The following is a 21,722-nucleotide window of genomic DNA, read 5'->3' as shown; positions in this document are numbered from 1 at the left end:
TACTGCAAGGTAAGAACGGATTCTAGTGTCCGATGCCGACCTTCGCGTGCACCCGCTTCATCCACGCCGGCGCCCACCAGTTCGCCTCGCCCATCAGCTTGACCAGCGACGGCACCAGCAGCATCCGCACCACCGTCGCGTCGATGATCAGCGCGAGGATCATCCCCACACCCAGGAACCGCATGATCGACAGGCCCGAGATCGTGAAGGCGCCGGTCACCACGATCAGCAGCAGCGCCGCCGAGGTCACCACCCGGCCGGTGCGTTCGGTGCCGAACCGCACCGCCTCCTCCGTGCTCGCCCCGGCGGCCCGTGCCTCCACCATGCGCGACATGAGGAACACCTCGTAGTCGGTGGACAGGCCGAACACCACCGCCAGGATCAGCACCACGAAGCTCGGCTCCAGCGGGCTGGGGGTCACGCCGAGCAACTCCGCTCCGTTCCCGAGCTGGAACACCCAGGTGAGCACGCCGAACGTGGCCGCCAGGCTCAGGCCCGCCATCGCCACCGCCTTGAGCGGCAGCACCACGGACCCGAATGCCAGGAACAGCAGCACGAGGGTCGAGAGCACCATGATCGCGATCATTGCCGGCATCGACCGCGCTATCGCGGCGTTGCTGTCGTCGACCATCGCCCGGCCGCCACCGACGAGCAGGTCGGTGCCCGGCGGGGGCGGCAGATCCCGCAGTTCCCGGACGATCTCGCCGGCCCGCGGCGTCTCCTCCACGCCCTGTGCGTACAGCGCCTGCAGCACCACGACGTCGTTCCGCGAGGCGACGGTGACGGTCTGCGCGACGCCGTCCACGTCCGCCGCCGCGCGGGACACCGACGTGACCACGGCCGGGGCGGGCCCGGAGCCCTCGTCACCCCTCAGCACGAGCGTGACGCCGTTGCCGGTGGAGGGGAATTCGTCGAGCAGCGTCTGGGTGGCGGCACGCGCCGGGTCGCCCGCCGGCAAGGCCGTGTACTCGATCTCCCCGAAGGAGGCGCGCAACAGCGGCGTGGCGAGCAGCAGCAGGCCGGCGGTGATGGTCACCGCGACCAGCGCCGGCCGGCGCATCACCTTCGTCACCACCGCCCCCCAGAAGCGCCGGGCCCGGGCCTCGCCCCGCCGCGCCGCGCCCTCCCGCCACGTCAGTGCGTTGATGCGGTGCCCGAGTATCGCCAGCAGCGCGGGGATCGCGGTGAGCGAGAGCACCGCCGCACTGAGCACCGCGGCGATCGCGCCGAGGCCCAGCGAGCGCAGCAGCGCCTGCGGGAAGACGAGCATTCCGGCGAACGCGCACATCAGCAGCAGCCCCGAGAACAGCACCGTGCGGCCCGCGGTGAGCACGGTGCGACGGGTCGCGGTCGCCGGGTCGGCACCCGAGTCGAGTTCCTCCCGGAAGCGGCTGACGATGAACAGCCCGTAGTCGATCGCCAGGCCCAGCCCGATGAGGGACGTGACGTTCAGCGCGAAGGAGCTCACGTCGGTGTACATCGTGAGCAGGCGCAGCGTGGCGAGGGCACTGAGGACGGCGAGGACCCCGACGAACACCGGGACCGCCGCCGCGACGAGACCGCCGAAGATGAACACCAGCAGCACCAACGTCACCGGCAGCGCAATCGCCTCCGCGAACAACAGGTCGCGCTCGAGCCGGGTGGTGAATGCGACGCCGACGACCGAGTTCCCCGCGAACTGCGCGTCGACGCCGGGGACCTCGAGCTTCGGCAGCAGGCCCTGGAACGTGGTGACGGTGATCTCCGAGCCGGGCTCGAGGGTGACGGCCGCCGCCGCGCTGCCGCCGTCCTTCGCCAGCAGCAGCTGCTTCGCCGGCGGCGCGGCCGACCAGTAGGAGTCGACCGCATGGGTGGGAACCTCGGCGGCGAACCGGTCGAGCACCGCGGTCACCTCGGGTCCGATGTCGGCGACGGTGCGCCCGGGCGGCGGGGTGTAGATCGCGATGATGTCGGCGGTCTGCGGACCGAAGTTGTCGTCCACGATGCGCTGCACCTCGGCCGATTCGCTGCCGGGGTCGTAGAACCCGCCCTGCGAGAGCCGGCCGAACACCCCGGTGCCCCAGACCCCGGCGAGCACGACGACGAGGACGGCCAAGCCGAGCACCCACCAGCGCCGGTCGACGACGAATGTGGACCAACGGTTCATGTGGTGTGCTCCGTTCGCGGTGACGACCCGATGCTCCGCGACTGTAGTGGCGTCCGGTCCTCAGCCGACGTCCCGGCGCCGGAACCCCGCGAACCCCGCCGCGACGAACAGCGCGGCCACGGCGGTGAGCACGGCGAACCCGAGCCACTGCGGCGGCGCCGCCGTCACCACCGGCACGTGCCGGAACGGACTGATCCCCAGGATCCAGTTCCACAACCGGAACAGCGGCCCCAGGATCGTCAGCGCGAATGCGGCGACCACACCGAGCCAGCCGAGCATCCGCGCCTGGGGCCGGGCGCCGATCACCGCGACCGCCAGCCCGACCAGCACCCACACCGCCGGAATCGTCACGAGCGCCTGCCGGATCAGATCCCCGGCCGGAATCTGTCCACCCCGCGCCGACGAGACGTACGCGAACAGCGTCGCGCCCACGAGCAGCGCCGCCGCGGGGGCGAGCAGCGCGATCCCGGCGTGCGACGCGAAGTACCGGGTCCGGGTCAGCGCCCCGGCCAGCACCGGTTCGACCCGCAGCGCCAGTTCCTCGGCGCGCAGCCGCATCATCACCTGGACCCCGAACACCGCGGCGACGATGCCCATCAGCTGCAGCATCGTCACCACGAAACCGAACACGAGCGAGCCGCGGCCGCTCCCGAGCAACGATCCGAGCGCCGGATTGTCGGCGAAGACATCGGCGAACGTGGTGGACATGAATCCGAACACCACCCCGAGCGCCACGAACACCGTCGCCCACGCAGCGAGCGCACCGCGGTGCAGCCGCAGCGCCAGGCCCCACACGCTCGTCCCCGCGCCGCCCTCCGCAGGCCCGGGTGACGGCGCGATCACGCCGACTCCGAAGTCCCGTCGCGCCTGTACGACGAACGCGACCAGCAGCAGCACCGCCGTCAGCGTCAGGCAGGCCGCCAGCGGCCACCAGTCGTTTCCCGACGCGGGACGGACCTGCTGCACCCAGCCGAGCGGGGTCGTCCAGATCGCCCGTCCGTCCGGAGTGGTCACGTCGACGTAGGCGCGGATCAGCAGGCAGGCTCCGAGGATCCCGATCGCGAGGGTATTGGCAGTGGGGGCGTAGGAGCCGAGCTGGGCGGTGACCGCCGCGAGGGCGCCGAACACCAGCCCGGACGCGGTGAACGTCGCGGCCAGCGTGATCGAGTTGGCGACACCGCCGCCGACGAGGATCGTTGCGCCCGCGCAGACGACACCGAGCGCGACGGAGGCCAGCGCCGCCCAGGCGACGGTCGTCGCCAGCCGGGCTTGGCGGCCGACGACGCCGGAGGCGATGAGCTCGGCCTGGCCCGAATCCTCGTGCGCGCGGCTGTTGCGGGTGACGGCCAGGATCGCCATCAGGGCCGCGAAGAACGCGCCGAGCGCCCCGGCCCGCCACGCGTTGAACCCGTCCGCGTACGTCAGGTCGCGAGCCGGACCGAACACGACCCGCAGAGCCGGGTTCGCGCCGAGCGTGGCATCGAGGGTGCGCCGGCTCGCCGCGTCCGGGAACACCCAGCCGTAGGCGAGGACCGACGACACCGACAGCGCCGTGATGAGCACGATCCACGGCGCGACGTTGCCGCGGTCCTGCTCGGCGGTGGCCCGCAGCAGCGGCCGCATCCCCGTCAACGATGCCGTCACGTCGGGGCCTGCCCGTCCCGGCCGTGCCGGTGATAGTGCCGCAGGAACAGCTCCTCGAGCGACGGCGGCGAGACGGTGACGCTGCGGATGTCGTAGCGGCCCAGCGCGGCGAGCACCGGGCCGGCGCGGCCGTGCTCGACCGCGCAGTGCACGCGCGGGCCGTCGATCCGCACGTCGTGGATCCCGGGCAGCGCCGTCAGCGCCGTCGGGTCGGTCACGGGCGCGGCGAGGACCGCGTCGATGGTGGACCGCAGGTCCGCGCGCATGTCCTCGAGGGTGCCGGTCTCGACGACCCGGCCGTCGCGGATGATGCTCATCCGGTCGGCGAGCGCCTCGACCTCGCTGAGAATGTGACTCGACAGCAGGACCGTTCGCCCGCGCTGCTTCTCCCGGGCGATCTCGTCGTGGAACACCGCGGACATGAGCGGATCGAGCCCCGCGGTCGGCTCGTCGAGCAGCAACAACTCCACGTCCGAGGCCAGCGCCGCGACGAGCGCGACCTTCTGCCGGTTGCCCTTCGAATAGGTGCGGCCGCGCTTGGTCGGATCGAGTTCGAACCGGTCGAGCAGGTCCGCGCGGCGGCGCCGGTCGAGCCCGCCGCGTAACCGGCCGAGCAGGTCGACGGCCTCGCCGCCGGTCATGCCGGGCCACAGGCTCACGTCGCCGGGCACGTAGGCGAGCCGCCGGTGCAGGCTCACCACGTCGCGCCAGGGGTCGCCGCCGAGCAGTTCGACGTGCCCGGCGTCCGGGCGGAGCAGTCCCAGCAGGACCCGCAGCGTGGTGGACTTGCCGGCGCCGTTGGGGCCGAGGAAGCCGTGCACCTCGCCGGTGGCGACCTCGAGATCGAGGTCGTCGAGCGCGGTGAATCGTCCGAATCGCTTGACCAGTCCCTCGATCCGGATCGCGGACGTCATGGGACGCACGCTACTCGTGGACTGCGGTGTGGGCGGCCGGTTCGTGCGGCACGTTCGGCTCCTCGCCCGGGGCAACGACGACGAACTGTCCCATCATGCCGTTGTCCTCGTGCCGGAGCAGGTGACAGTGGTACATGTACGGCGTCGCCGGGCCGGGGCGGCCGGCGAACCGCATCAGCAGCCGGACGGTGTGCCCCGGCGCGATGTATACGGTGTCCTTCGGGCCGGACAGCGCGGGATGGCCGTCGCCGAGGACGCGGAAGCTCGTGCCGTGGATGTGGAAGTTGTGGATCGCGCCGCTGCTGTTGCGGACCTCCCACACCTCCGTGGCGCCGGCGGCGACGGTCTGGTCGAGGCGCGCCATGTCCATTTCGCGGCCGTCGATGGTGCCGGAGCCGGTGAGATCGATGCGTCGCGTGACGGTGGGTGTGCCGAGATCCTCGGGGGTGGTCGGTTCCCCGGGCACCGGCGCGCTGGGCGCGAGGGTCCGCGCGGCACGCAGTTCGAGGACGTCGAACTCGTCGTCACCGCCGGAGAACCGGGTCTGCCAGAAGTCCGCGCCCAGGTCCGGCGCCGTGCTGCGGAGCACGGTCGTCGTGCCCGCGGGCAACGCGACGACGATCTCGGCGCGCTCGCCGGGGGAGAGTTGGATGCGGCGCATCGGCGCCGGACGTTCGAGCAGGCCGCCGTCGGTGCCGATGAGCAGGAACGGCAGGCCGGCGTCGAAGGAGAAGTTGTAGACGCGGGCGTTGGAGGCGTTCAGCAGCCGCAGTCGGATCCGCTCGGTGGCGACGTCGAGGTAGGGCCGCGGGGTGCCGTTGACGACGATCTCGTCGCCGAGGAGACCGACGGCGGCGAACATCGGCCCGCCGGTGTCGAGCTGGTCGCCGTCGAACCGCTTGTCCTGCACCACGAGTGGGATGTCGTCGATCCCGTATCGATCGGGGAGGGACGGGCCGCCGGCCGGGTCGTCGAGCAGGAACATCCCGGCGACCCCGCGGTAGACGTGGTCGGCGGTGGCGCCGTGCGGGTGCGGGTGATACCACAGCGTTGCGGCGGGTTGGTCGATCGTCCACTGCGGACTCCACGTCGCCCCCGGGGCGATCGGCTGGTGCGGGCCGCCGTCCATCGCGGCCGGCAGGTGCATGCCGTGCCAGTGCAGGGTGCCGGTCTCGCCGAGATCGTTGGTGACGTTCACCCGCACCTGCTCGCCGCGCCCGGCACGCAGCGTCGGCCCGAGGTACGACCCGTTGACACCCCAGGTCCGGGTACCGGGACCGCGACCGATGTCCGTGGTGCCGCGCTGCATGGTCAGATCGAACACGCGGACCCCGTCGGGCGTGACCGTGCTGTCCGCGAGCGGTGGGATGTTCAGCGGACGGTCGAAGGTGACCTGCCCGGTGGTGTCGACCACCGTCGAGTTCCAGGCGTGCACGACGACGCCGGCAGCAATCGCGGTGACGAGGACGATCACGGCGACGACGGCGCCGGACAGTTGCAGCAGTACCCGCTTCACGAGATCGATACTGCTGGGGCGGGCGCGGCGGCACATCCGGGCGCACACCGGAAATCGGAATGGGGGACAACCCCGAAGGGGACCGGCGCGCCTGGGTACTCGGCGGACCGAACGGGAGGTTCCTGCGACGAGCGGGCGGTCGCCGGGCGTGCTACTCGGCCGATGCCGCGGGAACCGCCTTCTCGTCGCGAGTTCCTCCCGGTTCGAGGCCGAAGGTGCGCACGAGGGACGGGAGAGGCGATGATTTCGGGGTGACGCGATGGTCTGTATCGCTGTACACCCCGTCGAGGAACAGGAGCGAGTCCCGTGCGCATCGTGGTCAGTGAGTTCATGAGCCTGGACGGCGTCGTGCAGGCGCCGGGTGGACCGGAGGAGGACACCGACGGGGGCTTCGCCCACGGCGGCTGGTCGTTCCCGTTCTTCGACGAGGAGGTGATGGGGGCGGCCATCGACGAGGCGATGGGCCGTACCGGGGCCCTGCTGTTCGGGCGGCGCACGTGGCAGACGATGGCCGCGGCGTGGCCCGAGCGGGCGGGCGACCCGTTCGCGGATCGGATGAACGCCGTCCCGAAGTACGTCGTGTCCCGGACGTTGCGGGACGCGGATCTGACGTGGAACAACACCACGCTGATCCCCGGCGACGAGGTCGTCGCAGCCGTGCGGAAGCTGCACGAGACCGACGGCGGCGACCTGATGGTCATGGGAAGCCCCACTCTCGTCCGGACCCTGCTCCACGAAGGGCTGGTCGACGAGCTGCGGCTCATGATCGAGCCGGTGATCCTCGGCGGCGGAAAGACGATCTTCCCGGGCGACGGTGTGCAGCGCACGCTCGCGCTGGTCTCCACGGTCACCAGCGGGACGGGCGTGCACGTCTGCACCTACCGCCCCGTCGCCGACGGGTAGGAGAAAAGCGTCAGCGTGCTGTGCGGATCACCGGGATCCGGTCGTGCCGGTCGGCACGGACGATGCCGGGCAGCAACAGCTCCCACATCTGGTCGAGGCGGACCTCGAGGTCCGCGCGGCCGGCGAGGACCATCGACAGGAGATACACCCCGGCGACGGCGGAGACGAGGAACCGGGCGTGCGCTGTCGGGTGCAGTCGGGTGCTCAGCTCGCCTTCGGCTGCGGCGCGTCGGAACAGGCTCTCGAACACTGTGATCCAGCCTCGGTACGCCTCGGGATCGGCGCGTTCGTATTCGCCGGTCAGCCGCAATCCGGCCTGGACGATCAGGTCTTCGGTGAACAACCGGCCCAGCGCATGGGTGAGCGCGACCAGCTGCTCGAGCGCCGGGGCGTCGGTGTGCAGGACCGCGCCGATCGTGGCGAGGGTGCGCTGTTCCTGTTCGGTGATCAACGCCTGGACCAAGGCGTCCTTGGTGGGGAAGTGGAAGGTCAGTGCGCCCTTGGTCACTTCGGCCGAGGCTGCGGCCTCTGCCAGGGCCGTGCCGTGGATGCCGTTGTCGGCGAACAACTGCGCGGCGGCGAGGAGGATCTGTTGTCGTGTCCGGATCGCGCGCTGCTGGGCCGGGCGCCCGGCAGGGGAAGCCGCGGCCGGCGCGTTCGCGTCGGCCGGGGCCGCTGCCGATTCGACGGTCGGTGCACCGACGGAGTCCCGGGGCATCACCACTCCTCGCTTCGTTGTCCGCCCCCACAGCGTGCGTGACCTAGGTGCGGACGGGGGTGTTCCGTTCGGGCCGGCCCCCCGAGCCTGCCCGAACGGAACCTCACCCTCCGCTCCCTGCGGTGCAACCAGAGGCCCGTCCGTGCCGCGGCGCACGCCACGTCCCGGAGGTCTGTCCCTGGAGGCGCTCTCAGCGTACCATCGAAAAACCAATCGTCCGGTTTCGTTAGTGCATCTGCGTCGGTGGGCGGTCGACCTCGTGATCGGCGCCCTCGGTGCTGGTCGGTCTCGATCTGTCGGCGCCCGTTGATGTCCGCTTGTGCAGGGTAGTTGTCAAGAGGCGTCTTGCGCTTCCGTGGAGTCCATCACCCGTATTGGATATTATCTGCGTATGAATGCAGATAATGATTCATGTCGGCGGCGGTTGCCGAGCGATCAGGTCGATCTCGTGGTCGAGGTCTTCCGTATGCTGGCCGATTCCACTCGAGTCCAGGTGTTGTGGGCGTTGGTGGATCGAGAGTTGTCGGTCAACGACCTTGCCGAGCATGTGGGGAAGCCCGCCCCGTCGGTGTCGCAACATCTGGCGAAGCTGCGGATGGCGCGGCTGGTGCGCACTCGGAAGGAGGGCACCCAGGTGATTTACCGGTTGGAGAACGATCACGTCCGCCAACTGGTGACCGACGCGGTGTTCAATGCCGAGCATGCCGGGCCCGGCGTTCCCGGTCATCACCGCACCGGCGACGATCTGCGGATTCTGCATGCCGAGCGAGGCGTCGATCCCGCACCGGCACGCACGGAAGGTGGCCGAGCATGAGCCACGCGCCGAAACCGCCAACCCACACCCACAGCCACAGCCACGGTCGTGGGCATGGGCACGAACGCGGTGGCCGGTGGGGTGCCGCGGTGCGGGAGGTGTTCGCTCCGCACAGCCACGACGCGGCGGACAGTGTCGACGACGCGCTCGAGTCCAGCGAAATCGGTATCCGGGCGGTCAAGATCAGCCTGGTCGCGCTGGTTGTCACCGCGGTCGCGCAGTTGGCTGTCGTCGCCGTCTCCGGGTCGGTCGCGCTGTTCGCGGACACGGTGCACAACTTCTCCGACGCGTTGACGGCGATTCCGCTGTGGATCGCGTTCGCGCTCGGCCGCCGGGCCGCCACCCGTCGCTACACCTACGGGTTCGGGCGGGCCGAGGACCTGGCCGGGCTGTTCGTGGTCGCGATGATCACCCTGTCCGCGGTGGTCGCCGGGGTCGAGGCGGTGCGTCGGCTGATCAACCCCGTCCCGATTCAGCAACTCGGATGGGTCGCCCTGGCCGGGCTCGTCGGATTCGTCGGCAACGAACTCGTCGCGCTCTACCGCATTCGCGTCGGCCGCCGGATCGGCTCCGCCGCTCTGGTCGCCGACGGGCTGCATGCTCGCACCGACGGTTTCACCTCCCTGGCCGTGTTGCTCGGCGCCGGCGGCGTGGCCCTCGGGTTCCCGCTGGCCGACCCGATCGTCGGACTGGTCATCACCGTCGCGATCCTCGTGGTCCTGCGCACCGCGGTGCGGGATGTGTTCCGGCGGTTGATGGACGGGATCGATCCCGAACTCGTCGATGCCGCCGAAAGATCGTTGTCCGAAGAGCCCGGCGTGCGCAGCGTGCGCAGTGTGCGGATGCGGTGGATCGGGCACCGGTTGCATGCCGACGTCGAACTCGACATCGATGCCGACACGAGCCTGGCCGACGCGCACCGGTTGGCGCACGAGGCCGAACACACCCTCACCCATGCGGTGCCGAAACTGTCCACTGCGCTCGTCCACGCCTATCCGGCGCACAACCCCGTCGCCGCCGGCAAGTCCTCACCGCATCGGCGGTGACGGACCACCCAGGGAACAAGCGGTGGGGTTCGGCGGCTTCCTTCGGCGAGTCCTCGACGGCCTGGCGGCCCTGTCCGGCGCGAACCCGGGCGATGAGGTGCTCGATGGTGTCCTCTTCGCGGTGGTTCGATCGGCTTGCCGCCGGCCGCGTGCATATTCGTCCTCCTCGGTTCGGCCGCCCGCGGCAACGATTTCCGGCTCGGATGTCACATTCGATTCGTGGCCGGTGTCTCCATGCCGAGAGCACATAACCGAAGGAGGAATCATGACCAGCAGCACCAGGATCCCGAAGGCGGAGCTGACCGGCATCTACGGCGCGCTCGTCAAGCGGATGTCCCGAAGGATGCTCGGCGACGTGCCCGAGGCGGTGGGGGTGATGTGGCACAACCGGAAAGTGCTGAACTTCAGCTTCGGGGTCGGTCGCCGGATTCAGAAGTGGGACCGGTGTGACGAGAACCTGAAGTCGTTCGCCCACATGGCGGTGGCCAGCCTGGTCGGATGCAGCTTCTGTCTGGACCTCGGCTACTTCCATGCCCACAACAAGGGGCTGGACGTGGCGAAGGCGCGTGAGGTGCCGCGGTGGCGCGAGTCGGATGTCTTCACGCCGCTGGAGCGCGACGTCATGGAGTACGCCGAGGCGATGACGCAGACCCCGCCGACGGTCACCGACGAGTTGTCGGCCCGGCTGCTGGAGGCGCTCGGTCCGGCCGCGATGGTGGAGCTGACCGCGTACATCGCGCTGACGAACTTCATGACCCGCTCCAACACTGCACTCGGCATCGAGTCGCAGGGGTTTTCCGCCGCCTGCAACCTCGCGCCGCTCGCCGTAGCGTCGAAGGCATGACCGACGACCCGTTCGTCGCCCACCGCAACCTGCTCTTCACCGTCGCCTACGAGATGCTCGGCTCTGCTGCCGACGCCGAGGACGTCGTCCAGGAGACGTGGCTGCGGTGGGCCGACGTGGACCGGACGGAGGTGCGGGACGCACGGGCCTATCTGGTCCGGATCGTCACTCGGCTGGCGCTCAACCGGCTGCGGGCACTGGCGCGGCAACGCGAGGAGTACGTCGGGGAATGGCTGCCCGAGCCGCTGCTCACCAGTCCCGATGTGGCCGAGGACGCCGAGCTCGCCGAGAGCGTCTCGATCGCGATGCTCACCGTGCTGGAGACCCTCGGTCCGGTCGAGCGGGCAGTGTTCGTGCTGCGTGAGGTGTTCGATACGCCGTACGACGAGATCGCCGAGGTGGTGGGTAAGACCCCGGCCGCGGTCCGGCAGATCGCGCACCGTGCCCGCCGGCATGTCACGGCGCGGCGGCCGCGGATGCGGGTGGACCCGGCCGAGCAGCTGGCAGTCGTCGAGACGTTCATGACTGCCCTCTCGACGGGGGACATGCAGGCTCTGATGGAGGTGCTCGCCCCGGACGTGGTGGCGATCGCCGACGGCGGCGGGGTGGTGCCGGCTGCCCGGAAGCCGATCGCCGGAGCCGAGAAACTGGCGGCGTTGCTGATCCGCTTGGCCAAGGCCCCGGGCTTCGTGGCGGCCGGCACCTGGCTCAACGGGATGCCGGGCGCACGATTCGAGGTCGAGGGCGCTGCCGCTGCAGTGAGTCTGGTGGTCGAGGGCGGCCGGATCACCCGCCTCTACGCGATCAACAACCCACACAAACTGGGGCGGCTGGAGACGTCGGCGGAACTGCGGCGGTGACCGTCGTCCGCGGGTGGTCGGCCGGCAAATCGAACATATGTACGATGAGCGCAGGAGGTCGACCCGAAGGCGGTGACGGATGGGGTGGGGGAGTGGCCCGCCGACCTGGTCGGAGCTCGAACGCGTGCTGTCGGGCCGGCCCCGGCGCGACGTGGAGTTCCCCGGTGACGGCAGCGACAGTCCCGCCTGGTCGCGCACCCGGGGGGAGTACGAACCGCGTGTCCGGCCGCCCGACGGGCCTACCGTGCCCTACGCCGAACTGCACGCCCACTCGGCGTTCAGCTTCCTCGACGGCGCTTCCGGCCCCGAGGAATTCGTGGAGGAGGCGGTGCGTCTCGGCCTCGAAGCCGTTGCGCTCACCGATCACGACGGCCTCTACGGCGTCGTGCGCTTCGCCGAGGCCGCCCGCGAGCTGGGGATGCGTACCGTGTTCGGTGCCGAGCTCTCCCTCGATGCCGGATCGGCGGACGAGACGCACCTGCTGGTCCTTGCGCGGGGGCAGGAGGGGTATCGGCGGTTGTCCCGCGAGATTGCCGCCGCGCACCTGGCGGGCGGGGAGAAGGGCAGGCCCCGCTACGACTACGACGCGCTCACCGGTGCGGCCGGCGGGCACTGGCAGATTCTCACCGGCTGCCGCCGCGGACACGTCCGCCGGGCACTCGAGGTCGGGGGGCCCGAGGCGGCGGGGACGGCACTGCGCGACCTCGTCGAGCGCTTCGGCGCCGATCGTGTCACGGTCGAGCTCACTCACCACGGCCTCCCCGAGGACGACGAGCGCAACGCGCTGCTCGCGGAACTTGCCGACAATCAAGGCCTTTCGTGTATCGCCAGCACGGCGGCCCACTACGCCACGCCGCACCGCCGGCGTCTGGCGACGGCCCTGGCCGCCATCCACGACCGGCAGAGTCTCGACGAGGCCGCGGGGCGGCTCCTCCCGACCGGTGGCGCCCACCTGCGTTCCGGCGCCGAGATGGCACGACTGTTCGCCGCCCACCCCGGCGCCGTCCGTCGTGCCGCCGAACTCGCCCGCGACTGTGCCTTCGACCTGCGGCTCATCGCCCCGAACCTGCCCCCGTTCGACGTACCCGAGGGGCACACCGAACTCAGCCGGCTGCGCGAACTCGCCCTGAGCGGGGCGCGGCACCGCTACGGCGCCCCCGAGGACAACCCGGCGGCCTACCGGCAGATCGAGCACGAACTCGACGTCATCGGCCGGCTGAACTTCCCCGGCTACTTCCTCGTGGTGCACGACATCGTCACCTTCTGCAAGGACAACGACATCCTCTGCCAGGGGCGAGGTTCGGCCGCCAACTCCGCCGTCTGCTACGCCATCGGCATCACCAACGTCGACCCGGTCCGCAACGAGCTGCTCTTCGAACGATTCCTCTCCCCGGAGCGCGACGGCCCCCCCGACATCGACATCGACATCGAATCCGACCGCCGCGAGGAAGCCATCCAGCACGTCTACGCCAAGTACGGGCGCATGCACGCCGCCCAGGTCGCCAACGTCGTCACCTACCGCGGCAAGTCCGCCGTCCGCGACATGGCGCGGGCCCTCGGCTATGCGCAGGGCCAGCAGGACGCCTGGAGCCGGCAGGTCACCCGGTGGCACGGCGTGGAACAGGAGACCGACACCGACATCCCCCCGCCCGTCCTCGAGCTCGCCGCCCAGGTCGAGGGCCTGCCGCGCCATCTCGGCATCCACTCCGGCGGGATGGTGATCTGCGACCGTCCCGTCGCCGACGTGTGCCCCGTCGAATGGGCCCGCATGGCGGGCCGCACCGTGCTGCAGTGGGACAAGGACGACTGCGCGGCCGCGGGACTGGTCAAGTTCGACCTGCTCGGACTGGGCATGCTCTCCGCGCTGCACTACATGATCGACCTCGTCGCCGAGCACGAGGGGATCACGGTGGATCTCGCTCGTCTCGACCTCGCCGAGGAGGGGGTGTACGAGATGCTGCGCCGTGCCGACGCCGTCGGGGTGTTCCAGGTCGAGTCCCGCGCGCAGATGGCCACCCTCCCGCGCCTGAAGCCGCGCGTCTTCTACGACCTGGTGGTCGAGGTGGCGCTCATCCGGCCCGGTCCCATCCAGGGCGGGTCCGTGCACCCGTACATCCGGCGCCGCAACGGGCTCGAGCCCGTCACCTACGACCACCCCTGCCTCGAGAAGGCCCTGAAACGCACCCTCGGGGTCCCGCTGTTCCAGGAACAGCTGATGCAGATGGCTGTCGACGCCGCCGGGTTCACGGCCGCCGAGGCCGACCGGTTACGGCGCGCGATGGGGGCCAAGCGTTCCACCGCGAAGATGGAACGGCTGCGCGGCCGGCTCTACGACGGCATGCGCGAGCGGCACGGCATCACCGGCGACGTTGCCGACCGCATCTACGAGAAGCTCTATGCCTTCGCAAATTTCGGTTTCCCCGAAAGTCATTCGCAGAGTTTCGCCGCCCTGGTGTTCTATTCCGCATGGTTCAAGCTGCATCATCCGGCGGCGTTCTGCGCGGGCCTGCTGCGCGCGCAGCCGATGGGGTTCTACTCGCCGCAGTCCCTCGTCGCCGACGCCCGCCGTCACGGTGTCGTGGTCCACGGGCCCGACGTGAACGTGGGCCTCGCCCACGCCACCACCGAGAACCGGGGCCGGGAGGTGCGTCTCGGCCTCGGCGCGGTCCGCCACCTCGGTGACGCGCTCGCCGAACGGATCGTCGCCGAGCGCACGGCGCACGGCCCGTACACGTCGTTCCCGGACCTGTCCCGGCGCGTCGAGCTGAGCACCGCCCAGGCCGAGGCCCTCGCCACGGCCGGCGCCCTCGGGTGCTTCGGCATCACCCGCCGGGAGGCGCTGTGGTCGGCGAGCGCCGCAGCGGCGCAGCGGCCCGACCGGCTACCCGGCGTCGGCGCTTCGACGCAGGCCCCCGCGCTGCCCGGCATGAGCGATGTCGAACTGTCCGCCGCGGACGTGTGGGCGACGGGAGTCTCCCCGGACAGCTACCCCACCCAGTTCCTGCGGCCGCAGCTCGACGCGCTCGGCGTCGTGCCGGCGGCGCGGCTGCTGCAGGTCCCCGACGGGGCCCGGGTGCTCGTGGGCGGCGCGGTCACGCACCGGCAGCGTCCCGCGACCGCCGAGGGCGTGACGTTCCTCAATCTCGAGGACGAGACCGGGATGGTGAACGTGGTGTGCTCCGTCGGCTTGTGGGCGCGGTACCGCACGCTCGCGCACACCGCACCGGCGCTGCTCGTGCGCGGGCGGGTGCAGAACGCGGAGGGAGCGGTGACGGTGGTGGCGGACCGGTTGCAGCGCATGGATCTGCGCATCATCGGAAAGTCCCGCGACTTCCGTTAGCATCCTGCGGCATGCGACGCCCCCTGGTGCTCCTGCTCGCCCTGCTCGCGTGGTTCCTGGCCGGATGCGCCGGAGGCGGCGAGGGGCCGGCTGACGGTGGGCCAGGTGACGGGGCGCCGCCGCAGCCCTCCCTGTCCGACGGCACCCGCGAATCCGCGCCCGCGGACGCGCAGGCCACCGCGCGCAAGGAGATCGTCACCGGGCACCTGGTTCTGCGTGCCGACGATCCGATCGCGGCCGGACGACAGGTGGTGACGCTCGTCGAGGCCGCGGGCGGCCGGGTGGATTCGGTCACCGAGCAGCCGGGCGCCGGCAGCATGCTGACCGTCCGGGTGCCGGCGGACCGGCTCACCGGAACGATCGAGGACATCCGCGGTCTCGGCGAGGTGACCAGCCTGACGACCACCCGCGAGGACGTCACGCTCCAGTACACCGATCTCGAGGCGCGGATCGCGGCCCTGCAGTCGTCGGTGGACCGGCTGCGCGCACTGATGGCCTCGGCCGCGAGCACCGCCGACCTCATCGAGGCCGAGAACGCGCTGGCGCAGCGCCAGGGCGAACTCGACGGCCTCGTCGCCCAGCAGCGCTACCTCGCCGACCAGATCGAGCTGTCCACCCTGACCGTGGACATCTCGGCAGAGCGCCGCGCGGACCGGGACAGCTTCTGGGACGGAGTCCTCGCCGGATGGGACGCGTTGCGCTCGGCGCTGGCCGGGTCGGTGGTCGCTTTGGGGGTGGCGCTACCGTGGGTGGGGTTTCTCGCCGTGTGCGCGGCCGTCGTCTACGTGGTAGTCCGGCTCCTCGCACGGCGCGGCAAACCGGAACCAGCCCCGAACCCGGAGAGGAACGACCAGGATGCGTGAGGTCGGCCTGGCCGCATTGGACACCGCGCTCGCCGCCGGTGCACCCGTCATCGACGTCCGTGAGCGCGACGAGTACCTGCAGGTGCGGGTGCCCGGCGTGACGCTCATCCCGCTCAGCGAGTTCGTCGCCCGCGCCGACGAGATCCCGGACGCCGACACCGTCTATGTGATCTGTGCGGTCGGAGGGCGCAGTTCGCAGGCGGCCAGCTATCTCGCCGGACGCGGCATCAACGCCGTGTCGGTGGCCGGCGGCACCGTGGCGTGGCAGCAGTCCGGCCGCGACATCGAAGCCGGGGTCTGACCGGCCGTCGCCCCGGAGGCGGTCACCCGGTCCCGCGCCGAGCGGCGGGGGAGGGGCCGCGTCGCAGGATCGAGCGGGCGCAGCGCACCACGGTCGGACGGTCGTAGGACACGACGTAGTCGAACTCACGGTCCCCGGCGGGATGCCGATGGTGGGTGCTCACCGCGGAGAGCACGCCCGCGAAGTGGGCCCCGAGGACCACGACGTTCCACTCCGCGGCCAGCGGGTCCGCCGGGTCGAGGGGCGTGTGGACGACGCCGGACTCCACACCGGCCTTCATTCCCACTGCATAGGCGCCGGCGTGGGCGACGCCCCCGGCCATGCCCGACCAGCGGGATCGGGTGGAGGCGCAGAAGTGGTCGAGGTGCCGGAACGTGCCGAGCACCAGGGTGTCCGGACCGGCGGTGGCGGCGTGAGCTTCCAGGGTGGCGGTCATCCGGGCCAGCAGATGCTCGGTGCTGCGCACCGGGACGCGGCCGGACGCCACGGTGGCGTAGGGGGTCGGCGTCTCCACGTCGGGTGTGCTCCACGTCGGGCTCGGCGGGAAACGCTCGGCGGGCTCGGCTCGCAGCGCCGGCGGATACAGCCGGCCGAGGCCGTGGGTGGCCCCGAGTTCGAGTGCCCGCCGCCGGTGCCGGAGTGAGTCGACCCCGTCGGCCACCAGGACAGCGCCCGTACGTTCGACGTGCGCGGCCACGGCATGGAGGGTGGGCGCGACGTCGCTGTCCGCCCGCCGCGTCAGCATCCCGGACGCGAGGATCACGATCTCCGGTTCGAGCAGCGCGAGCAGCGCCGAGGCCCGCGGATCGGCCCCCACCTCGTCGACCGCCACGAGCCGCCCGGCGCGGCGGGATTCGGCGGCCGCGCGCACGGCGTGGCCGAGGGCGTCGCGCGCGCCGGAGTCCGGTCCGAGGTGGACGGGGACGAGTACGGAGACGTCGGCGGCCGGAACCGCGCGGTGGGGCGGCCGGCGGCGGGGGGACGGCCCGGACGCGCGTACCAGTGATGCCGCGAGCAGTCCGTCGTCGAGGCGCCGGATCGGTACTTCGACGGCGTCGAGCGTTTCCACCTCGTCGCCGTCAGATCGCGGCGGCGACGACCGCCACCGCACCTGCGACGATGGCCGTGAGGGCGACGGCCAGCAGCGCGGAGCCGGCCACCGCCACGGCGGCGAGCGCACCCACGACCGTGACGCCGCCGGCGAGGATCATGCCTGCGTGCGGGCCGTCGAGCAGCGCCGAGGGGCCCTTCGGGCGGTGGGGGATCCGTGGTGCCGTCATCTCTGTTCTCCGAGTCGTTCGCCCGACAGCCGGTCGGCGAGCGTGTCGCCGGGTGTACCGGAGCGGTGCGAGTCCCGAGCATCCCCGTCGCCGGTGTCGAGCCCGACGCAGGAAGATCACGGAAGTGTAACGATGTATAACGAATTGATACGAAGTCCGATCTTCCTGCAACGCAAGGAAAAACGAACCCGGCGACGGGAGGGTGGGATGTCTACAGTCGTTCGTATGACTGCGACGACGGGCTCGCCGACGCCCCCGAAGCGCGCGCCGGACGCGGGGACCGAGGGGTCCGGCCCGGTCGGGGACGACCGCCTCCGGCCCCTCCTGGTCCGGGTCGCGGGAAAGGACCGTGCCGCCTTCGCGGCGCTCTACGACCTCACCGTCGCACAGGTGCACGGCATCGTCCTCCGAGTCGTGCGCGGCGGCACCGACGCCGAGGACGTCACCCGCGAGGTGTTCGAGCAGGTGTGGCACACGGCCGACCGCTATGCCCCACAGGTCGGGTCCCCCCTGGCCTGGCTGTCGGCGCTCGCGCACCGCCGGGCCGCCGACCGGATCCGCTCACGGGCCGGCCGGCCGCACGCCGGGGTCCCGGCCGCGGCCGAGGCGACGCCGCCCGGGTGCGGGCACGGTGAGCCGCTGTATCTCGCCTACTACGAGGGAATGACCTGCGGGCAGATCGCCGAGCGCCTCGATCTGCCCGTCGCGACGGTCCGGGCCCGCATCCGGGCCGGTGTGGCCCGGATGCGGGCCACCGCCACGGACGTGCCCGCCGGCTGACGGCCTATGGGGTCAGCGCCGGCAGCACCGCGCCGAGGACATGCGGCATCCAGGGCGCGAACACCTGCGGGGTCTGTTCCACCTCGCGTACCACCTCGGCGAGGGACTGGAACCGCACCTCGGCCACTTCGCTCGGAACGGGACGAGGAGCCGTGGTGACGCGTCCGACGACCACGTGGTCGAACTCGTGCTCCATCAGCGACGAGTCCGGATCGTGGGCGGAGTAGACGACCGAGGCCACCTCCTGCAGGTCCGACGGGCGCACGCCCAGTTCGTCCCAGCTGCGCCGGGCCGCGGCGTCGAGCACGCTCTCGCCCGGCAGCGGATGTCCGCAGCAGCTGTTGGCCCACAGGCCGGCGAAGTGGTACTTGTCCAGGCTTCTGCGCTGCAGCAGCACGTTGTCGTCGGCATCGAGCAGGAATGCCGAGAATGCGCGATGCAGCGGGGCCGGGGGGCGGTGCGCCGCCACCTTCTCGGCCGTCCCGACTTCCCGACCGTCGCGGTCGACCAGCACGACTAGAGTCACGACGTCTCACCTCCCCGTTCCACGTTCCCACAGTTGCGGCGTTTCCCCACGACGAGGCTCCGCACGCGGCGTCGGTGGGCATTCGGAGCGGCCACCGGAGTGGATGGGTTCGCTGCCGGACCGGCTCAGACCGCGCCCGCGAAGCCGTGCTGGCGCCACGCCTCGTACGTGACCACCGCCGCCGCGTTCGACAGGTTCAGCGAGCGCCGGCCCGGCAGCATCGGAATCCGCACCGTGGCGGTGACGTGCGGGTCGGCGAGCACCTCGTCGGACAGTCCGGTCGGTTCCGGCCCGAAGAGGAACACGTCACCGGGCCGGTACTCGAGCGCGGCGTACGACACGCTCGCGTGCGCGGTGAACGCGTACACCCGCTCCGGCCGCAGCGCGGCCCAGGCGGCCTCGAGGTCCTTGTGCACGGACACCGACGCCAGATCGTGGTAGTCCAGGCCGGCGCGCCGCAGCTTGGGTTCGGAGAGATCGAATCCGAGCGGCTCCACCAGATGCAGCTCGCATCCGGTCCCGGCGACCATGCGGATCGCATTGCCTGTGTTGGGCGGGATACACGGCTCGTGGAACATCACTCGGAACACCGATCCAGCTTGCCAGTCGGTGTCTCCGGGTCGTTCGCCGGCAGCCGCTCCCGGGTCGGACCGTCGCGCGCGGCCGTCCGGCCGAGTCGCCGATGCGGCGTGCCCGGCCCGGGGCGGGACCGGCTGTGGTGAGGCTGTCTCCGCCCCGGCTGGACGACCTGAGACAATGGCGGTCGTGACTGCGACGATCCTGGACGGCAAAGCGACCCGCGACGAGATTTTCGAGGACCTGAAGGCCCGCGTGGCCGCGCTGAAGGCGAAGGGCATCACCCCCGGCCTCGGCACCGTTCTCGTCGGCGACGACCCGGGATCCGCGGCGTATGTGCGCGGCAAGCACAACGACTGCGCCAAGGTCGGCATCACCTCCATCCGCCGCGACCTGCCCGCCGCCACGACGCAGGAGGAGCTCGAGGCTGTCATCGACGAGCTGAACGCCGACCCCGCCTGCACCGGCTACATCGTGCAGCTGCCGCTCCCGAAGCACCTCGACGAGAACGCCGCGCTCGAGCGGATCGACCCCGACAAGGACGCCGACGGGCTGCACCCGATCAACCTCGGGCGCCTCGTCCTCGGCAAGGAGGCGGCGCTGCCGTGCACCCCGCGCGGCATCGTGCACCTGCTGCGCCGCTACGAGGTCCCGATCGCGGGTGCCCACGTGGCCGTCGTGGGCCGCGGCGTCACCGTCGGCCGGCCGATCGGGCTGCTGCTCACCCGGCGCAGCGAGAACGCCACCGTGACCCTCTGCCACACCGGCACGAAGGATCTCGCCGCGGAGGTGCGGCGCGCGGACATCGTCGTCGCCGCCGCCGGTGTGCCGGGACTGATCACCGCCGACATGGTCAAGCCGGGTGCGGCGGTCCTGGACGTGGGTGTGAGCCGGACGCCGGAGGGCCTGCGCGGCGACGTCGCCGACGACGTCCGAGAGGTCGCCGGGTTCCTCTCGCCCAATCCCGGCGGCGTCGGCCCCCTGACCCGTGCGTTCCTGCTGGCGAACGTGGTCGAGCGAGCCGAACAGCTCGCCGGCCGCTGACCCGGTGGTGCAACTGGCCGGCGCGGAGCGCTGGGTGCGTCTGGCCCGGCGGAATCTGCCGCTGCTGGCGGTGACGGTCGTCATCGCCGCGGCGGTGATCCTCGTCGTGGCGGATCGGTGGCGCCGCGGTGCGTTCGTCTTCGGCAGCGCCACCCTGCTCGCCGGCCTGCTGCGCCTGTGGGTGCCCGAGGACCTGGTCGGCGTGCTCGCCGTGCGCAGCCGGACCTTCGACGTGTCCGCGCTCCTCGTGGTGGGCGGTCTCATCATCGCCCTGGCGGTCTCGATCGATCCTCTCGGCACCGGCTGAACCGCCGGGCCTCGGCGGCCCGGCGGCACGCGATCCTCAGCCCCGCGCGAGGGTGACGAGCTCGGACAGGAGCTTGGCGACGGCGTCGGCCTCGGTGAGGAAGCCGTCGTGACCGTCCCGGGACTCGAGGACACGCAGCCCGTCGCAGCCGGGCAGCCCGTCGGCGATCTCCTGCTGCAGCCGCAGCGGGTACAGGCGGTCGGAGTCCACGCCGGCGACGATCGTCGGCACCGGGGTGGATCCGAGCGCGGCGGCCACGCCGCCCCGGCCGTGCCCGACGTCGTGCCGGTTCATCGCCTGGGTGAGCGCCACGTAGGTACCGGGATCGAAGCGGGCGACGAGCTTGTCGGCCTGGTGCTCCAGGTAGCTCTGCACCGCGTATCGGCCACCGTTCCAAGGGTTTTCACTCCCCTGGGGGGAGTTGGCGAAGCGGGTGTCGAGCTCGCCCTCGGTCCGGTACGTCAGGTGCGCGATCCGCCGGGCGATGCCCAGTCCGGCCCGCGGCACCCGTCCGGTTCCGTAGTAGTCCCCGCCTTGCCAGTCCGGGTCGGCGGTGATTGCGGCGATCTGCGTGGTCTGGGTGCCGATCTGGTCGGCGGTGGCGCGGGCGCCCACCGCCAGGACCAGGGCCGCCCGCACCCGTTCCGGATATCCGACGATCCATTCGAGCGTCCGCATGCCGCCCATGGACCCTCCGGTCACGGCGGCGAACCTGTCGATGCCGAGCGCGTCGGCGAGGGCGACCTCGGCGGCGACCTGGTCGCGCACCGTGATGCCGGGGAACCGGGAGCCCCACGCCTTGCCGTCCGGGGCGGTCGAACCGGGCCCGGTGGTGCCGCGGCAGCCGCCCAGCACGTTCGTCGCCACGACGCACCACCGGTCGGTGTCGATCGGCGCACCGGGACCGACCATCCCGGACCACCAGCCCGGCGACGGGTGCTCGGGCCCGGCGGGGCCGGTCACGTGCGAGTCCCCGGTGAGGGCGTGTTCGACGAGGACGACGTTGTCGCGGGTCGGCGACAGCCTGCCCCACCGTTGCACCGCCACCGTCACGTCGGGCAGGGTCGCGCCGCTCTCCAGCGCCAGCGGCCCGATGTCGACCGTGCCCAGACGGCCGTCCTCCGGCGGCAGCTCCACGTGGCGCCGGTCGACGCGCGCCGTCAAGACGCGACCGCCTCGAGGCCGGTGGTGATGTCGGCGAGGATGTCGTCGATGCCTTCGATGCCCACGGCGAGGCGGACCTGGCCGGGGGTGACGCCGGCGGCGAGTTGCTCGGTGGCGGTGAGCTGGGAGTGGGTGG

General features: G+C 71.5%; 22 protein-coding genes. 11 read left to right on the top strand and 11 right to left on the bottom strand.

Annotation, left to right across the window (positions count from 1 at the left end; genetic code table 11):
• Positions 1 to 22: 22 nt before the first annotated feature.
• The 4 genes from G6039_RS23905 to G6039_RS23890 are packed head-to-tail and all read right to left on the bottom strand — an operon-like array spanning position 23 to position 6,256.
• On the bottom strand, positions 23 to 2,146 hold the full coding sequence (locus G6039_RS23905) for an MMPL family transporter (RefSeq protein WP_006945823.1): 2,124 nt from the start codon (positions 2,144 to 2,146) through the stop codon (positions 23 to 25).
• Positions 2,147 to 2,206: 60 nt separating this feature from the next.
• On the bottom strand, positions 2,207 to 3,790 hold the full coding sequence (locus G6039_RS23900; RefSeq protein WP_235194119.1) for an ABC transporter permease: 1,584 nt from the start codon (positions 3,788 to 3,790) through the stop codon (positions 2,207 to 2,209).
• The gene (locus G6039_RS23895) at positions 3,787 to 4,704 is read right to left on the bottom strand and encodes an ABC transporter ATP-binding protein (protein WP_029544763.1); all 918 of its coding nucleotides are present in this window, start codon (positions 4,702 to 4,704) and stop codon (positions 3,787 to 3,789) included. Before G6039_RS23895 ends, G6039_RS23900 begins: the two co-directional genes overlap by 4 nt.
• Before the next feature lie 10 nt (positions 4,705 to 4,714).
• Complete coding sequence (locus tag G6039_RS23890; protein ID WP_006945826.1) at positions 4,715 to 6,256, bottom strand: multicopper oxidase family protein; 1,542 nt, start codon at positions 6,254 to 6,256, stop codon at positions 4,715 to 4,717.
• A 270-nt stretch (positions 6,257 to 6,526) separates the two neighbouring features.
• On the opposite strand from G6039_RS23890, the gene G6039_RS23885 reads away from it, so the two are divergent.
• Positions 6,527 to 7,123, top strand: coding sequence for a dihydrofolate reductase family protein (locus G6039_RS23885; RefSeq protein WP_006945830.1), 597 nt, complete (start codon positions 6,527 to 6,529; stop codon positions 7,121 to 7,123).
• Positions 7,124 to 7,133: 10 nt separating this feature from the next.
• Here G6039_RS23885 and G6039_RS23880 read toward each other — a convergent pair whose 3' ends face one another.
• Complete coding sequence (locus G6039_RS23880) at positions 7,134 to 7,841, bottom strand: ScbR family autoregulator-binding transcription factor (RefSeq protein ID WP_037201809.1); 708 nt, start codon at positions 7,839 to 7,841, stop codon at positions 7,134 to 7,136.
• Positions 7,842 to 8,232: 391 nt separating this feature from the next.
• Here G6039_RS23880 and G6039_RS23875 point away from each other — a divergent pair, with 391 nt between their 5' ends.
• The 7 genes from G6039_RS23875 to G6039_RS23845 all read left to right on the top strand — a co-directional run bounded on the left by G6039_RS23875 (position 8,233) and on the right by G6039_RS23845 (position 15,909).
• Complete coding sequence (locus G6039_RS23875; RefSeq protein ID WP_029544759.1) at positions 8,233 to 8,655, top strand: ArsR/SmtB family transcription factor; 423 nt, start codon at positions 8,233 to 8,235, stop codon at positions 8,653 to 8,655.
• Positions 8,652 to 9,701 (top strand): cation diffusion facilitator family transporter, encoded by a 1,050-nt coding sequence (locus G6039_RS23870; RefSeq protein WP_006945836.1) that lies wholly within the window; start codon positions 8,652 to 8,654, stop codon positions 9,699 to 9,701. The genes G6039_RS23875 and G6039_RS23870 overlap by 4 nt, the downstream gene beginning before the upstream one ends.
• 265 nt (positions 9,702 to 9,966) lie before the next feature.
• On the top strand, positions 9,967 to 10,545 hold the full coding sequence (locus G6039_RS23865; RefSeq protein WP_029544755.1) for a carboxymuconolactone decarboxylase family protein: 579 nt from the start codon (positions 9,967 to 9,969) through the stop codon (positions 10,543 to 10,545).
• On the top strand, positions 10,542 to 11,405 hold the full coding sequence (locus tag G6039_RS23860; RefSeq protein ID WP_029544753.1) for an RNA polymerase sigma-70 factor: 864 nt from the start codon (positions 10,542 to 10,544) through the stop codon (positions 11,403 to 11,405). Before G6039_RS23865 ends, G6039_RS23860 begins: the two co-directional genes overlap by 4 nt.
• A gap of 79 nt (positions 11,406 to 11,484) precedes the next feature.
• A complete protein-coding gene (locus tag G6039_RS23855) occupies positions 11,485 to 14,745 on the top strand; it encodes an error-prone DNA polymerase (RefSeq protein WP_043802572.1) in 3,261 nt (1,086 codons plus the stop codon).
• A gap of 11 nt (positions 14,746 to 14,756) precedes the next feature.
• Entirely contained in the window at positions 14,757 to 15,608 is an 852-nt protein-coding gene (locus tag G6039_RS23850; protein ID WP_006945844.1) for a DUF4349 domain-containing protein, read from the top strand.
• The gene (locus G6039_RS23845; RefSeq protein ID WP_006945846.1) at positions 15,601 to 15,909 is read left to right on the top strand and encodes a rhodanese-like domain-containing protein; all 309 of its coding nucleotides are present in this window, start codon (positions 15,601 to 15,603) and stop codon (positions 15,907 to 15,909) included. Before G6039_RS23850 ends, G6039_RS23845 begins: the two co-directional genes overlap by 8 nt.
• Positions 15,910 to 15,931: 22 nt before the next feature.
• Here G6039_RS23845 and G6039_RS23840 read toward each other — a convergent pair whose 3' ends face one another.
• Both G6039_RS23840 and G6039_RS23835 read right to left on the bottom strand, forming a co-directional pair.
• Positions 15,932 to 16,978 (bottom strand): DICT sensory domain-containing protein, encoded by a 1,047-nt coding sequence (locus tag G6039_RS23840; RefSeq protein ID WP_043802575.1) that lies wholly within the window; start codon positions 16,976 to 16,978, stop codon positions 15,932 to 15,934.
• Between the two features lie 10 nt (positions 16,979 to 16,988).
• Positions 16,989 to 17,189 carry a hypothetical protein gene (locus G6039_RS23835; protein ID WP_029544747.1) on the bottom strand — a complete coding sequence of 67 codons (201 nt, stop codon included), beginning with the start codon at positions 17,187 to 17,189 and terminating at the stop codon, positions 16,989 to 16,991.
• Positions 17,190 to 17,414: 225 nt separating this feature from the next.
• On the opposite strand from G6039_RS23835, the gene G6039_RS23830 reads away from it, so the two are divergent.
• Entirely contained in the window at positions 17,415 to 17,969 is a 555-nt protein-coding gene (locus G6039_RS23830; RefSeq protein WP_006945852.1) for a sigma factor, read from the top strand.
• 4 nt (positions 17,970 to 17,973) lie between these two features.
• On the opposite strand, the gene idi is transcribed toward G6039_RS23830, so the two are convergent.
• Together idi and G6039_RS23820 are read right to left on the bottom strand one after the other, a co-directional pair.
• Positions 17,974 to 18,495, bottom strand: coding sequence for an isopentenyl-diphosphate Delta-isomerase (idi, locus tag G6039_RS23825; RefSeq protein WP_235194120.1), 522 nt, complete (start codon positions 18,493 to 18,495; stop codon positions 17,974 to 17,976).
• Between the two features lie 125 nt (positions 18,496 to 18,620).
• Positions 18,621 to 19,085 (bottom strand): tRNA (cytidine(34)-2'-O)-methyltransferase, encoded by a 465-nt coding sequence (locus G6039_RS23820; RefSeq protein ID WP_043802582.1) that lies wholly within the window; start codon positions 19,083 to 19,085, stop codon positions 18,621 to 18,623.
• Between the two features lie 175 nt (positions 19,086 to 19,260).
• On the opposite strand from G6039_RS23820, the gene G6039_RS23815 reads away from it, so the two are divergent.
• Positions 19,261 to 20,115, top strand: a complete 855-nt coding sequence (locus G6039_RS23815) for a bifunctional methylenetetrahydrofolate dehydrogenase/methenyltetrahydrofolate cyclohydrolase (protein WP_185113681.1) — start codon at positions 19,261 to 19,263, stop codon at positions 20,113 to 20,115.
• Positions 20,116 to 20,119: 4 nt separating this feature from the next.
• Positions 20,120 to 20,422 (top strand): DUF3017 domain-containing protein, encoded by a 303-nt coding sequence (locus G6039_RS23810; RefSeq protein ID WP_029544738.1) that lies wholly within the window; start codon positions 20,120 to 20,122, stop codon positions 20,420 to 20,422.
• Positions 20,423 to 20,458: 36 nt separating this feature from the next.
• On the opposite strand, the gene metX is transcribed toward G6039_RS23810, so the two are convergent.
• Complete coding sequence (gene metX / locus G6039_RS23805) at positions 20,459 to 21,586, bottom strand: homoserine O-acetyltransferase MetX (RefSeq protein ID WP_029544736.1); 1,128 nt, start codon at positions 21,584 to 21,586, stop codon at positions 20,459 to 20,461.
• On the bottom strand, positions 21,583 to 21,722 hold a 140-nt coding region (locus G6039_RS23800), incomplete at its 5' end, for a PLP-dependent transferase (protein ID WP_202916636.1). The genes metX and G6039_RS23800, both read right to left, overlap by 4 nt.

It is taken from the genome of Rhodococcus aetherivorans (genome assembly GCF_011058165.1).
Classification (GTDB): Bacteria; Actinomycetota; Actinomycetes; order Mycobacteriales; family Mycobacteriaceae; genus Rhodococcus; species Rhodococcus aetherivorans.
Note: the sequence above shows the minus strand (reverse complement) of the source record. Positions and strands in the feature narration are given on the sequence as shown.

Coding starts and splice junctions, on each gene's coding strand:
- G6039_RS23830 (WP_006945852.1), top strand. CDS start 17,415: ATGACTGCGACGACGGGCTCGCCGACGCCCCCGAAGCGCGCGCCGGAC.
- G6039_RS23905 (WP_006945823.1), bottom strand. CDS start 2,146: ATGAACCGTTGGTCCACATTCGTCGTCGACCGGCGCTGGTGGGTGCTC.
- G6039_RS23850 (WP_006945844.1), top strand. CDS start 14,757: ATGCGACGCCCCCTGGTGCTCCTGCTCGCCCTGCTCGCGTGGTTCCTG.
- G6039_RS23860 (WP_029544753.1), top strand. CDS start 10,542: ATGACCGACGACCCGTTCGTCGCCCACCGCAACCTGCTCTTCACCGTC.
- G6039_RS23880 (WP_037201809.1), bottom strand. CDS start 7,841: ATGCCCCGGGACTCCGTCGGTGCACCGACCGTCGAATCGGCAGCGGCC.
- G6039_RS23865 (WP_029544755.1), top strand. CDS start 9,967: ATGACCAGCAGCACCAGGATCCCGAAGGCGGAGCTGACCGGCATCTAC.
- G6039_RS23895 (WP_029544763.1), bottom strand. CDS start 4,704: ATGACGTCCGCGATCCGGATCGAGGGACTGGTCAAGCGATTCGGACGA.
- G6039_RS23890 (WP_006945826.1), bottom strand. CDS start 6,256: ATGTGCCGCCGCGCCCGCCCCAGCAGTATCGATCTCGTGAAGCGGGTA.
- G6039_RS23855 (WP_043802572.1), top strand. CDS start 11,485: ATGGGGTGGGGGAGTGGCCCGCCGACCTGGTCGGAGCTCGAACGCGTG.
- G6039_RS23845 (WP_006945846.1), top strand. CDS start 15,601: ATGCGTGAGGTCGGCCTGGCCGCATTGGACACCGCGCTCGCCGCCGGT.
- G6039_RS23870 (WP_006945836.1), top strand. CDS start 8,652: ATGAGCCACGCGCCGAAACCGCCAACCCACACCCACAGCCACAGCCAC.
- G6039_RS23835 (WP_029544747.1), bottom strand. CDS start 17,189: ATGACGGCACCACGGATCCCCCACCGCCCGAAGGGCCCCTCGGCGCTG.
- G6039_RS23875 (WP_029544759.1), top strand. CDS start 8,233: ATGAATGCAGATAATGATTCATGTCGGCGGCGGTTGCCGAGCGATCAG.